This is a genomic window from Microbacterium forte, from assembly GCF_031885415.1.
GTDB lineage: Bacteria > Actinomycetota > Actinomycetes > Actinomycetales > Microbacteriaceae > Microbacterium > Microbacterium forte.
Genome location: NZ_CP116871.1, coordinates 938,257 through 951,020, shown reverse-complemented (window position 1 = coordinate 951,020; position 12,764 = coordinate 938,257). Strand labels below are relative to the sequence as shown.

At 67.5% G+C, this 12,764-nt stretch carries 10 protein-coding genes; 8 read left to right on the top strand and 2 right to left on the bottom strand.

Annotation, left to right across the window (positions count from 1 at the left end; genetic code table 11):
• Both OB895_RS04780 and OB895_RS04775 read left to right on the top strand, forming a co-directional pair.
• Entirely contained in the window at window positions 1-771 is a 771-nt protein-coding gene (locus tag OB895_RS04780) for an isocitrate lyase/PEP mutase family protein (protein WP_042541829.1), read from the top strand.
• A gap of 42 nt (window positions 772-813) precedes the next feature.
• Complete coding sequence (locus OB895_RS04775) at window positions 814-2,571, top strand: proline--tRNA ligase (protein ID WP_079112652.1); 1,758 nt, start codon at window positions 814-816, stop codon at window positions 2,569-2,571.
• 72 nt (window positions 2,572-2,643) lie between these two features.
• On the opposite strand, the gene OB895_RS04770 is transcribed toward OB895_RS04775, so the two are convergent.
• Window positions 2,644-3,147 carry a pyridoxamine 5'-phosphate oxidase family protein gene (locus tag OB895_RS04770; RefSeq protein ID WP_042541827.1) on the bottom strand — a complete coding sequence of 168 codons (504 nt, stop codon included), beginning with the start codon at window positions 3,145-3,147 and terminating at the stop codon, window positions 2,644-2,646.
• Between the two features lie 117 nt (window positions 3,148-3,264).
• On the opposite strand from OB895_RS04770, the gene OB895_RS04765 reads away from it, so the two are divergent.
• On the top strand, window positions 3,265-4,305 hold the full coding sequence (locus OB895_RS04765) for an LOG family protein (protein WP_079112653.1): 1,041 nt from the start codon (window positions 3,265-3,267) through the stop codon (window positions 4,303-4,305).
• Here the strand turns inward: OB895_RS04765 and OB895_RS04760 are convergent.
• A complete protein-coding gene (locus OB895_RS04760) occupies window positions 4,274-5,629 on the bottom strand; it encodes a flavin monoamine oxidase family protein (RefSeq protein WP_079113958.1) in 1,356 nt (451 codons plus the stop codon). The genes OB895_RS04765 and OB895_RS04760 overlap by 32 nt on opposite strands.
• A 130-nt stretch (window positions 5,630-5,759) precedes the next feature.
• Between OB895_RS04760 and nusA the strand changes: the two genes are divergently transcribed.
• The 5 genes from nusA to OB895_RS04735 all read left to right on the top strand — a co-directional run bounded on the left by nusA (window position 5,760) and on the right by OB895_RS04735 (window position 12,760).
• Window positions 5,760-6,743: a transcription termination factor NusA gene (nusA, locus tag OB895_RS04755; RefSeq protein ID WP_079112654.1), complete on the top strand. Its 984-nt coding sequence runs from the start codon at window positions 5,760-5,762 to the stop codon at window positions 6,741-6,743.
• Between the two features lie 59 nt (window positions 6,744-6,802).
• Window positions 6,803-7,057 carry a YlxR family protein gene (locus OB895_RS04750; RefSeq protein ID WP_079112655.1) on the top strand — a complete coding sequence of 85 codons (255 nt, stop codon included), beginning with the start codon at window positions 6,803-6,805 and terminating at the stop codon, window positions 7,055-7,057.
• 95 nt (window positions 7,058-7,152) lie between these two features.
• Window positions 7,153-9,993 carry a translation initiation factor IF-2 gene (gene infB, locus OB895_RS04745; RefSeq protein WP_042541823.1) on the top strand — a complete coding sequence of 947 codons (2,841 nt, stop codon included), beginning with the start codon at window positions 7,153-7,155 and terminating at the stop codon, window positions 9,991-9,993.
• 71 nt (window positions 9,994-10,064) lie between these two features.
• The gene (rbfA, locus tag OB895_RS04740; protein WP_042541822.1) at window positions 10,065-10,499 is read left to right on the top strand and encodes a 30S ribosome-binding factor RbfA; all 435 of its coding nucleotides are present in this window, start codon (window positions 10,065-10,067) and stop codon (window positions 10,497-10,499) included.
• A gap of 305 nt (window positions 10,500-10,804) precedes the next feature.
• Window positions 10,805-12,760: a helix-turn-helix domain-containing protein gene (locus tag OB895_RS04735; RefSeq protein ID WP_079112656.1), complete on the top strand. Its 1,956-nt coding sequence runs from the start codon at window positions 10,805-10,807 to the stop codon at window positions 12,758-12,760.
• Window positions 12,761-12,764: the final 4 nt, after the last annotated feature.

Sequence of the window (12,764 nt, the reverse complement as noted above, 5' to 3'; positions counted from 1 at the left end):
ATGACCACTGCTGCGAAGGCCAAGACCTTGATCGGACTCTATGAAGCCCCGGAGATCCTCCGCGTCGTGAATGTGTGGGACGTCGTGTCAGCCCGCGCTGTCGCGAAGCTTCCCGAGACGAAGGCGATCGCGACTGCCGGTCACGGCATCGCCGCCTCGTTCGGTTTCGAGGACGGCACGATCTCCCGAGACATCATGATCGACATGGTGGGTCGCATCGCGGCCTCCGTCTCGGTCCCGGTGACCGCCGACCTCGATGACGGATACGGCGACGCAGGGGAGACCACCCGCCTGGCGATCGGCGCGGGCGTGGTCGGAGCCAACATCGAAGACCGCCTCAAGCCGTTCGACGAATCCGTCGCCGCAGTCGAGGCCATCGTCAAGGCAGCGGAGGCCGAGGGCGTGCCGTTCGCGCTCAACGCGCGCACCGACGCGTTCGTCCGCGCCGGCCACCGCCCTGTCGCGGAAAGCGTCGCGGATGCGATCCAGCGCGGACGGGCGTTCCTCGACGCCGGAGCCACCGCGGTGTTCGTGCCCGGAATGCTCGACGCCAACATCACCCGCCAGCTCGTCGAGGGTCTCGGCGAAGGCAAGCTCAGCGTGATCGGGCTCCCTGGAACCCTCGCCGCCTCCGAGTACGAGAAGCTGGGCGTCGCCCGCATCTCGTACGGGCCGCTCCCGCAGCGTGTGGCGCTCACCGCTGTTCAGGAGCTCGCCGCCAGCCTGTATGCGGGCGGCGTGATCCCGAACGGCCTCCCTGCGCTCAACTGACGCGACGCGAAACGGGTGACCACCGGTCAGTAGACTTGCCCGGTGGTCACTCGTCTTTCGAACTTCTTCCTCCGCACGCTCCGCGAAGACCCTGCAGAAGCAGAGGTCGCCAGCCACAGGCTGCTGATCCGCGCCGGCTACATCCGCCGCGCGGCACCGGGCGTGTTCACGTGGCTGCCTCTGGGCCTCAAGGTCAAGGCGCGCATCGAGGCCATCGTGCGCGAGGAGATGGCGAATGCCGGCGCGCAGGAGGTCCACTTCCCCGCGCTGCTTCCGCGCGAGCCCTACGAGCTGTCCGGACGCTGGGAATCGTACGGCGACGGGATCTTCCGCCTTCAGGACCGGAAGGGCGCGGACTACCTTCTCGCGCCGACGCACGAAGAGATGTTCACGCTCCTCGTGAAGGACCTCTACTCGTCGTACAAGGATCTGCCCCTCACGATCTATCAGATCCAGGACAAGTACCGCGATGAGGCACGCCCGCGGGCTGGCCTGCTCCGCGGTCGCGAGTTCACGATGAAGGACGCCTACTCGTTCGACGCGTCGGATGCCGGTCTCGAGGCCAGCTATCAGGCGCAGCGGGACGCATATGAGCGGATCTTCCAGCGGCTCGGTCTCGAATACGTGATCGTGAATGCCGACAACGGACTCATGGGCGGCGCGCGAAGCGAGGAGTTCCTCCACCCGACACCTGTCGGTGAGGACACCTTCGTGCGCAGCGCGGGGGGATACGCCGCGAATGTCGAGGCTTTCTCGACCGAGGTCCCTGACGCCATCGGTTTCGACGCCGATGCTGCGCCGATCGTCTTCGACTCACCGGACACTCCCACGATCGAGACGCTCGTGGCGCACGCGAACGCGAACCTGGATGGCGACTACACCGCTGCCGACACCCTCAAGAACGTCGTGCTGGCGCTCACGCATGTGGACGGCACGCGCGAGCTCGTCGTCGTCGGGATCCCGGGCGATCGCGAGGTCGATGAGAAGCGCGCGGAGGTCGCTTTCGCTCCGGCCGAGGTCGAGACCGCCACCGCTGACGACTTCGAGAAGAACCCGCTGCTCGTGCGGGGCTACATCGGTCCGTGGTCACCGACCGGCGCGGTGCTCGGAGAGGAGTCCGCGACCGGGATCCGCTACCTGGTCGACCCCCGCGTGAGCGAGGGGACCAGCTGGATCACCGGTGCGAACATCGATCAGAAGCATGCGCATTCGGTCGTCGCCGGTCGGGACTTCTTCGCCGACGGGGTCGTCGAGATCGCGAACGTCAGGGCCGGGGATCCCGCGCCCGACGGCTCCGGACCCGTGGAGCTCGCTCGTGGCATGGAGATCGGTCACGTCTTCCAGCTCGGGAGGTTCTTCGCCGAGACCCTGGGCCTCAAGGTGCTGAACGAGAACGGCAAGCTCGTCACGGTCACGATGGGTTCGTACGGAATCGGCATCACGCGCATCCTCGCGATCATCGCCGAGCTGCACAACGATGAGAAGGGTCTCATCTGGCCGGCATCCGTCGCACCGTTCGATGTGCAGGTCGTCGCAGCCGGCCGCGATCAGGTGGCCTTCGACGTGGCGACCGAGCTCTCGGCGCAACTGGAGTCCGCAGGCCTCGACGTGCTCTACGACGACCGTCCGAAGGTGTCGCCCGGTGTGAAGTTCGGAGACGCGGAGCTCGTCGGCGTGCCGAAGATCGTCATCGTCGGCCGTGGCGCTGCCGACGGCCAGGTCGAGCTGTGGGATCGCAGCACCGGTGACCGCGAAGCGGTGTCGGTCGAAGAGGCCCTGCAGCAGCTGTCCCGGCGCTGAGCGCGGACGGAGAATGCCGCGCACCTCGTCCGAGGTGCGCGGCATTTCGTCTGTCCGGGGGCGAACCGTCTGTCAGCAGACGATGCGACCGTGGTTCATGATGTCGTCGTCGGGGGTGTCCTTGGTGACGAGTGCCTTGAGCGCCCCGGCCGCCATCGCGATCTTGCCCTTGGCCGGCTCCCAGAACTCGGTCACCGTCGGCGTCACCTTCAGAAGTGCGATGCCGGGGGTGTCGAGGCCGTCTTCGAACCAGATGTCGAGCGAGGGCGAGTAGAGCTCCTCCATCTTCGCGCGGTCGTGCACCACGGAGGCGTTCCCGGCCACCGAGACATATCGCATGCCCTTGGCATCGCAATACGAGAGGCCGACCTGATGGTGGGCTCGTGCTTCTTCGACCTTCTCCGTGTCTTCCGCGGTGAAGAACCAGATGTCTCCGGCATCGTCCATCTGCCTGGTCGACATCGGTCTGCTCACCAGGTTGCCGTCGTCGTCCGTCGTCGTCAGCATCGTGAAGTCGATGTCCTCGACGAGCTCGGTCACGCGTGCGAGTGCTTCCGGTCCAGTGATCTCAGTCATGCCGACACTGTGCCTCGGATGACGTCCGTGCGCACGGGTATTGACACCGCGCGATGAGGATGATCACAGCGGCGTTGCGTCGACCCGGCCGACACCCCCTCGTGACAGGCTGAGGGCATGACCGACGAACCGCTGCCGGAATCGCTGAGTGCCGAGATCAACAACGTCCTCGACGAGGCCGGGGTGAAGACCGACCGCAGGCTGGTCATGCGCATGATGCGCACGGCGGTCCTGCTGGGTGAGGACGGCACCGACCGTCTCGACCTCAAGATCGCCTCCGCCGCCCTCGCCGAGATGCGAGACGCCTTCCGGCTGTTCGCTCCGTTCGAGGGCGTGCCCAAGGTCACGGTGTTCGGTTCGGCTCGGACCCGGCACGATGATCCGCTCTACGTGCAGGCCCGTGACGTCGCCGCCGCTCTGGCAGCGGATGGGTGGATGGTCGTCACCGGGGCAGGCCCGGGGATCATGCAGGCTGCGGCGGAGGGTGCGGGCCCGGCGCTCTCACTCGGGGTGTCGATCAGGCTTCCGTTCGAAGAGAAGGCCAACAGCCTGATCGCGGCGAGCGAGCACGTGGTGGCGATGAAGTACTTCTTCACCCGCAAGCTGATGCTCATCAAGGAGTCCAGCGGCTTCATCTGCCTGCCTGGCGGGTTCGGCACGCTCGACGAGATGTTCGAGCTGCTCACGCTGCAGCAGACAGGCAAGGCCGAGCCGACGCCGATCGTCCTGCTCGACGAGCCAGGCGGCACCTTCTGGAACGGTCTCAAGCGGTTCATCGACGAGGATCTGGCGCCCACGGGCGTGATCTCCGAGGGCGACTTCGACCGCGTCGTCATCACCGACTCCGTCGAGTCGGCCGCCTCCGTGATCGCAGGGTTCTGGCGCAACTACGACTCATTGCGGTGGTTCGGAGACACCCTGGTGCTCCGCCTCCGAGCCGAGCCGTCCGATACCGAGGTGGAGCAGCTCAACGAGCAGTTCGCCGGGATGCTGGCGAGCGGACGTATCGAGAGGACTGCTCCGCGGTCGCCCGAGGTCGCCGACGATGACGTGCTGCATCTTCCGCGACTGGCCCTGCACCTCGATCAGCGTCAGGTCGGCAGTCTGTTCCGCCTGATCGGCGCGATCAACTCGCTGGAGTCCGCTCCCGCGCTCTGATCCCAGCGGCGAACCGGGCGAGATCCACGGAGCCGCCGAGGATCCTCTCGGCCGCGCGGTGGCCCGAATAGAAGGCCGCCCCCACTGTCGCCGGCTCGTCTCCCCACGTCGCCTCGCCGGCGAAATGCAGCACTGCGTCGACCGGTCCCGCGAGCTCGTCGTGGTCGTGGTGCGACGACCCGACCGCGAGATGCGAGTACGAGCCGTTCGAGAACGCGTCGTGGCCCCAACGGGTGACCCAGTGAGCGGTGGGTTCGCCGACGGCATCGGGGTAGAGGTCGCGAAGAGCGCGCACGACATCCGCGACGATCTCGTCGTCGGACAGCTCCTGCATCCGGCGGCCGAACGGACCGGCCGCGAAAGTCAGCAGGGTGGGAAGTCCGCTGACGGCTGACACGTCGTACCAGGAGTGCCAGTGCTCGCCGGCCTCGCCGAGTGCCCGCAGCACGTAGCTGTCCTCGTTCCAGAAGCGTTCCGGGAACTGGATGAAGATCTTGTTGAAGACCCCCATGCCCAGTCGCTCGATCGGCCCGGCGACAGCCTCGGGCAGGGGAGGGGTGAAGTCGATCGACCGCGCCTTGAGCACGCCGAGCGGCACGGTGACCAGGGCGCTTCGTGCGGAGAACTCTCCGTTCTCGGTCGTCACGGTGACTCCGGCATCCGTTCGCTCGATCCGGGTGACCGCCAGGCTCAGGCGGATGTCGAGTCCGGCGGCGATGCGCCGCGGGAGCTCGTCGTACCCGCGGGAGAAGATGACCTCGTCTCCGTCGATCGCGTCCTCGTCGAGCCCGTGCGCGTCGAGGTCGCCGATCCACGCTCCGCACTGCTCCTCAACGCGATGACGGAAGAACTCCCGGATCTCATCGATGCGCTCAGGATCGAAGCCGGTGCGGTCGAGCGCGCGCTCGGTGACATCGAGATAGGTGTCGCCGGGGGAGGAACGTTCGATCTCGTCGAGCAGCAGGCGATCGGCCTCCTCGACCTCGGCGACCCACTGGGAGGTGCGGGCGGCATCCATCGGCCTGCCGTCGCCGTCGAAGTTCTCGATCGGCCGCCCTCCGGCCTGGAAGCTGCCGACGGTGTATTCGAGCGTCGGAATCTCGAGAGCCTGCACGAGATCCCACAGCGCTGAGCCCTCGATGCCGTGCACCCACGACGCGCCGAGATCGACGGGGAATCCTGCGGTGCGATCGGTGTGCATCCGGCCGCCGATGCGATCCCTCGCCTCGAGGACGATGACGTCCGCTCCGGCATCGGCGAGCATGCGAGCCGCCGTCACCCCGGACATCCCCGCCCCGATCACGATGGTGTCGTACGTCGTCACTGAGTCCTCCTGCATGCTGGGCACCGCATCGGTGCGGCCGCCTCGTGGCGACCGGCGGTGGGCACAGGGTATCGTGGTACGGATGTCGCGCGTGCACACCCGCGCGACGAGAGCTGAATAGGGAGTCGTCATGGATATCGAACTGAGTCTGCTGCGTGGGATCGAGAAGGAGAAGGCGATCCCCTTCGACGAGCTGGTCTCGATCATCGAGCAGGCCATCCTGACCGCCTACTCCAAGCATGTCTCCGCGGAGGGCGCCACCCCCGAGGGTGTCCGCGTCGAGCTCGATCGTCGGACCGGGCACGTCGCCGTGCTGCAGGTCGTCAAGGACGAAGAGGGCGCGATCATCGGGGAAGAGGATGCCACGCCGGATGACTTCGGCCGTATCGCCGCCTTCGCCGCGAAGCAGGTCATCAGCCAGCGTCTGCGCGACATCGCGGACGACGTGGTGCTCGGCGACTTCAAGGACAAGGAAGGCGACATCGTCGCCGGCGTGATCCAGCAGGGGCCGAACCCTCGCATGATCCACGTCGACCTCGGAGCTGTCGAGGCGATCCTTCCTCCCGAGGAGCAGGTGCCGGGCGAAGAGTACACCCACGGCTCGCGTCTGCGCGTGTATGTGACGAGCGTCGCGAAGGGCCTCAAGGGGCCGCAGATCACCGTCTCGCGCACGCACCCCGGTCTCGTTCGCAAGCTGTTCGCACTCGAGGTGCCCGAGATCGCCGCAGGTCTCGTCGAGATCGTCTCGCTGGCCCGCGAGGCCGGACACCGCACCAAGATCGCCGTCCGCGCCAACGACCCGGCGATCAACGCCAAGGGTGCCTGCATCGGTGAGATGGGGCGTCGCGTGCGCGCCGTCACCGAGGAGCTCGCAGGCGAGAAGATCGACATCGTCGATCACGATCCGGAGCTCGCCGCCTTCGTCGCGAACGCCCTCTCGCCGGCCAAGGTGACCAGCTCGTTCATCCTCGATGCGAACACCAGGGCCGTGCGTGCACTGGTGCCCGACTATCAGCTCTCCCTCGCCATCGGCAAGGAGGGTCAGAACGCTCGTCTGGCTGCGAAGCTCACCGGCGCGAAGATCGACATCCAGCCCGACAGCGTCCTGGACTGACCGCTCGTCACGTCCGACTCGCGCCCGTCGCGCGAGTCGGACGGGAACACAGGTGTAAGATGGAACCCGTACGAACGTGCGTCGGCTGTCGCACGCGTGCTCCCCGCGCCGCTCTTCTCAGAGTGGTGTCCCAAGACGACATCCTCATCATCGATGAGCGAAGCGTCCTGCCAGGGCGAGGCGCGTGGGTGCATCCGACACCGGAATGCATGGATGCCGCTCTGCGGCGCCGAGCTTTCGGCCGAGCACTTCGCGCATCCGGCAATCTGGATACGCGGATCATCGAACAATACCCACCAAGAAACAAAGGCTGAACGGCTATGGAAACAAAGTGAACGGCTCGAAATGAGACCCGTCCGCGACTAGTGGTCTGCCCTGTCTGGGTGGACCGACCCCAGACAGGAGAATTGTGGCTGGTAAACCACGCGTACACGAGATCGCCGCCGAACTCGGCGTCGACAGCAAGATCGCACTTGCAAAGCTCAAGGAACTCGGAGAGTTCGTCAAGAGCCCCTCTTCGACCATCGAACCGCCGGTGGCGCGCAAGCTTCGCGCTGCCATCGAGTCGGACGCCTCGCTGAAGGCATCCGCTGACACGGCTCCCGCTGCGGCCAAGCCCGGTGCCGCCAAGCCCGGTGCGGCCAAGACCGGTGCGGCGACGCCCGGTGCTGCAACGTCCGGTGCTGCAACGCCCGGTGCCGCGAAGCCCGGTGCCGCCAAGACGGGTGGACCGACTCCCGGGCCCAAGCCCGGACCCAAGCCGGCCCCCGCGCCGGAAGAGCCCGTTGCCGCTCCGGCTCCTGAGGCTCCCGCCCCGGCCGCAGAGGCTCCGGCCGAGCCTGCTGCTTCGGCCGAGGGTACGTCCGGATCCGCTGCGCCCAAGTCGAACGACGGCGGCGCACCGAAGCCCGGCGCACCGCGTCCGGGCAACAACCCGTTCTCGTCGGCGCAGGGCATGGGCCAGCGTCCGGCAGGTCCTCGTCCCGGCAACAACCCCTTCGCCTCGGCGCAGGGAATGGGCCAGCGGCCGAGCCCGACTCCCGGCAACATCCCGCGTCCGCAGGCTCCGCGCCCCGGTGCCCCGCGTCCCGGTGCGCCTCGTCCCGGTTCTCCCCGTCCCGGCGCTCCGCGCGGCGGTCAGGGTGGTCGTCCCGGTGGTGCACCGTTCCAGCAGCGTCCCGGCGGCCCCGGTCGTCCCGGCGGTGCCGGTGGACCCGGTGCCGGTCCCGGTGCTCGTCCCGGCGGTGGCTTCGCAGGTCGCCCCGGTGGTGGCGGCGGTCGCGGCCGTGGTCCTGGTGGAGGTACCGCAGGTGCCTTCGGCAAGGGCGGCGGCAAGAGCAAGCAGCGCAAGTCGCGGCGGGCGAAGCGGCAGGAGTTCGAGATGCGGAGCGCCCCGGTCGTCGGTGGCGTCAACGTCACCCGCGGCAACGGGGAGATCATCCGCATGCGCCGTGGTGCGTCGATCGCGGACTTCGCCGACAAGATCGAGACGCTGACCGGCTACACGGTTCAGCCCGGAACCCTCGTGACGATCCTCTTCAACCTCGGCGAGATGGCCACGGCCACCGAGTCGCTGGATGAGGCGACGTTCGAGGTGCTCGGCGAGGAGCTCGGATACAAGATCCAGATGGTCTCGCCTGAGGACGAGGACAAGGAGCTCCTCGAGGGCTTCGGTCTCGACCTCGAGGCCGAGCTGGAGGCGGAGAGCGAGGACGACCTCGAGATCCGTCCTCCCGTCGTCACCGTCATGGGTCACGTCGATCACGGTAAGACCCGCCTGCTCGACGCGATCCGCCAGACCAACGTCATCGAGGGTGAAGCCGGCGGCATCACCCAGCACATCGGTGCGTACCAGGTGTGGACGGAGCACGAGGGCATCGAGCGTGCCATCACCTTCATCGACACCCCGGGTCACGAGGCGTTCACCGCCATGCGTGCTCGTGGAGCGCAGGTCACCGACCTCGCGATCCTCGTGGTCGCAGCCGACGACGGCATCATGCCCCAGACGGTCGAGGCGCTGAACCACGCCCAGGCGGCGAACGTGCCGATCGTGGTCGCGGTGAACAAGGTAGACAAGCCCGACGCCAACCCGGCCAAGGTCCGTCAGCAGCTCACCGAGTACGGTCTGGTCGCAGAGGAGTATGGCGGAGACGTCATGTTCGTCGACGTCTCGGCTCGGGCGAACACCGGAATCCAGGAACTCCTGGACGCTGTGCTGCTCACCGCCGACGCGGGTCTCGACCTCACGGCCAACCCGAACAAGGCCGCTCGCGGTGTCGCCATCGAGGCGAAGCTCGACAAGGGCCGCGGATCCATCGCCACGGTGCTGATCCAGTCCGGAACACTTCGGATCGGTGACGCGATCGTCGCAGGAACGGCCTACGGCCGTGTGCGTGCGATGGCAGACGAGAACGGCGAGCAGGTCCTCGAGGCCTACCCGTCGCGTCCGGTGCAGGTGCAGGGTCTGAACTCGGTGCCGCGTGCAGGCGATGTCTTCATCGTCACCGAAGAAGACCGCATGGCCCGTCAGATCGCTGAGAAGCGTGAAGCAGTCGAGCGCAACGCCCAGCTGGCCAAGGCCCGCAAGCGCATCTCGCTCGAGGACTTCACCCGTGCTCTCGAAGAGGGCAAGGTCGAGTCGCTCAACCTCATCATCAAGGGTGACGTCTCCGGTGCCGTCGAGGCACTCGAGGAGTCGCTGCTCAAGATCGAGGTCGACGATTCGGTGCAGCTCCGCATCATCCACCGCGGTGTCGGTGCGATCACGGAGTCCGACGTCAACCTCGCGACGATCGACAACGCGATCATCGTGGGCTTCAACGTCCGCCCCGACACGAAGGCGCGCGAGCGCGCTCAGCGTGAAGGTGTGGACATCCGGTTCTACTCGGTGATCTACAACGCGATCGACGAGGTCGAGAGCTCGCTCAAGGGCATGCTCAAGCCGGAGTACGAAGAGGTCCAGTCGGGCGTCGCCGAGATCCGCGAGGTGTTCCGCTCCTCGAAGTTCGGCAACATCGCCGGTGTCATCGTGCGATCGGGAACGATCACGCGAAACGCCAAGGCTCGCGTCATCCGCGACGGTGTGGTCATCGCAGATGGCCTGGCCATCGAGTCGCTGCGTCGCTTCAAGGACGACGTCACCGAGGTGCGTACGGACTACGAGGCCGGTATCGGCCTCGGCAAGTTCAACGACATCCAGATCGGTGACGAGATCGAGACGACGGAACTGATCGAGAAGCCTCGCGGCTGATCGAGTTCGATATCTTCGGGCGAGGGTGCGTGATGCATCCTCGCCCGAAGAGTACGTAGAGGGAGAGAACAATGGCTGGTGAACGACAGGCCCGTCTGGCTGATCGGATTCGAGTGATCCTTGCGGAGCGCCTCGAGAAGGGGTTGCGAGACCCGCGCCTCGGCTTCGTCACGATCACGGATGTCCGTGTCACGGGTGACCTGCAGCACGCCTCGGTGTTCTACACGGTGCTCGGTACCGAAGAGGAGCGCCTCTCCAGCGGGGAGGCGCTGACCTCCGCCACTGGCATGCTGCGCAGCGAGGTCGGCAAGCAGCTCAGCACGCGCCTCGTGCCGACGCTCGAGTTCATCCCCGATGCCCTGCCGGAGAACGCCGATCACATCTCGGCTCTCCTCCGTGAAGCGCAGCAGCGCGACGCCGAAGTGGCGAAGCTCGCATCGTCCGCGTCGCACGCGGGCGACGCGGATCCGTACCTCCGCGACGAAGACGACGACACGAAGTCCTGAATATCGGCGCCCTCTTCGGGGCGTCGGAGTGTCTTGATAACCTCAGCTCAACGGGTGATCGCCCGCGGGGACTGGGGGGTTCGGCATCGTTTTTTTCGCGCGCGCACGGGGCGGCCTCGGTCGCACCCGCGGTCGTCGAGGCGATCCTCGACGACCTTCTCGAGCATGATCTGAGCTGCGCGCCGCATGTCGCGGCGCGACTCGCGTTCGAGCTGTCGGAGGATTCGCAGACGATCCTGGCGGTCGCGGCACGACTCGACGCTGCTCAGCGGCACGGTCTCAGGGCGCTGCCGTCGCCATTGCCGATGGTGCCGTCCGTCGAGGCGCTGTTCGCTCAGCTGGAGCTCGACGACCGCGACCGTGAGATCCTCGTCGCCGTGTCTCTGCGGCTCGACGACAGGCTCGACCCGCTGGTGGATTTCGCGGGACGGTCCGCCGCAGAACTCGTCGACGGTCCGCTCGGAGCGCTTCTCGAGATCCACGCGGGCCGAGTCCGTCTCGCCGACCCCCGGTTGGCGATCTGGTTGCGTGCGACGACGGCGTCTTCGTCGGCCGCCGCGGTGCACTCGAGACTGCACCGACTCTTCGACGCGCGCGGCGAGCGGGTCGACGCCGACTGGCACGGCGCTCGAGCGGCGATGCACGGCGAACCGGCGACCGCGGGGGAGCTGACGCGCATCGCCAGGGAGCATTCGGAGGCGGGACTGAGCGAGCGGGCCTTCCACCTCGCGGCAGAAGCAGCCGCGCACTCGAGCGGGGTCGAGCGGGATGAGGCCACTCTCGTCGCCGGTGTCGCGGCCATCGCCGCGGGCTACGCGGTCGACGCGGCGAGACGACTGGGGAGTCTGTTTCCCGGCGGTGACGAGCTCTATCGTCTGCAGGGTCTCGGCGGGTTGCTCGTCGCCGAGGCGCATCTCCGTGGGGCCGTGCCTGAGGTCGACACGAGCGTCATCCAGCCGCGCGTCGATGACGCCGACCAGTGGTATTCGTGGGCCCGGGCATCGGCGTTCGCGGCGATGCTGTGCGCCGAACGGGGCGACCGCCGGGGGATGCGTCCGTGGCTCGAGGCTCTCAGAAAGGCGAGCGCGCGCGTCGGGGCCGATCGAGAACTCCGCGACCCGGTCGTCGCGCTCGCATGGCTGGTGATCGGCGACGACGACGGAGACGACGTGAGCGGCGCAGGCCCGCTCACCGGAAGCTTGTTCCGCGCCCTGCGAGCGGCAGTCGACGGAGACGTCGACAGGGGCCTCAGCCTGCTCGCCGCGGGTGATTCGGCGGTCGGGGTCGAGGTCGACCCGTTCGTCGCGGGCTTCGAGCTCAGTCCACTGGTCGCGGCGTATCGAGCGGTCGTCGAAGTCCTGCTCCTGATGTGGCGGGGAGACATCGGCGCTGCGCGCGACCGGATGCTGCATGCCGCGCTCGAGCTGCCCGTCGCTGTGCCGTTCGCCGGACTCGGCGTCGTCGTCGCTCGACGGCTCGACCTGGCGGTTCTCGGTCACCTCGGGCCGTTCGCCAAGGCTCTCACTGCCGCACTTCCCGCGCCTCCGCGCATCGATCAGCTCGTGGATCGAGGCATCGAGGCGTTCCTGGCGGGCAACTCGGCCGAGGCTGCGGCATGCATGCGGCTCTGGCGCGACCGCGGCGCTCCGCAGCCGACGCTGTCTGTTCCCGGACTCGAGGAGGCGATCGTCGTCACGCATGGTGCATCGTGGCGTCCGCATCGGATCGAGCCGCCCGAGATCGGTCTCGCCCAGCGACTGCGGGTGCAGATCACCAGCTGTTCGGATGACGAATGGCGTGTCGAGCGTCCGCTCGTCGTCGCAGCGGCACGCACTCTGACCTCGCCGTTCTCGCGCGGGCGAGTCGAGGCGATGATCGGCACCAGATCGCTGATCAAGGGTGACATCGCCATCGGCAGAGAGCACCTGGCGATGGCGCGGAACCTCCTCGAGGTCTCCGGCGCGACCGCCTGGGCGAGGGCGGTCGCCGTACGCTTGGAGCGGGTGGAGGTCACCGACGGCGCAGCGACCGGAGATCCGCTCTCATCGTGCCGCCGAGTCTGGGCATCGATGCTCACCGCTCGAGAGCTGGAGGTCGCGATGCTGGTGGTCGGTGGTGCCCCGAACCGCGACATCGCCGACTCGCTCCACGTGTCGGTGCGCACGGTCGAGGTTCATCTGGGCAGGGTCTTCGCGAAGCTCGAGGTCAGGACCCGCGTCGAGCTGACGGTGCTCGCCCATCGGATAGGGCAGTTCGTCTGACCGT

Bases quoted from the DNA above. Each gene is read 5' to 3' on its own strand.
- OB895_RS04750 (WP_079112655.1), top strand. From the start codon at position 6,803: ATGGAACCCGTACGAACGTGCGTCGGCTGTCGCACGCGTGCTCCCCGC.
- OB895_RS04770 (WP_042541827.1), bottom strand. From the start codon at position 3,147: ATGACTGAGATCACTGGACCGGAAGCACTCGCACGCGTGACCGAGCTC.
- OB895_RS04780 (WP_042541829.1), top strand. From the start codon at position 1: ATGACCACTGCTGCGAAGGCCAAGACCTTGATCGGACTCTATGAAGCC.
- OB895_RS04765 (WP_079112653.1), top strand. From the start codon at position 3,265: ATGACCGACGAACCGCTGCCGGAATCGCTGAGTGCCGAGATCAACAAC.
- nusA (WP_079112654.1), top strand. From the start codon at position 5,760: ATGGATATCGAACTGAGTCTGCTGCGTGGGATCGAGAAGGAGAAGGCG.
- OB895_RS04735 (WP_079112656.1), top strand. From the start codon at position 10,805: ATGGTGCCGTCCGTCGAGGCGCTGTTCGCTCAGCTGGAGCTCGACGAC.
- rbfA (WP_042541822.1), top strand. From the start codon at position 10,065: ATGGCTGGTGAACGACAGGCCCGTCTGGCTGATCGGATTCGAGTGATC.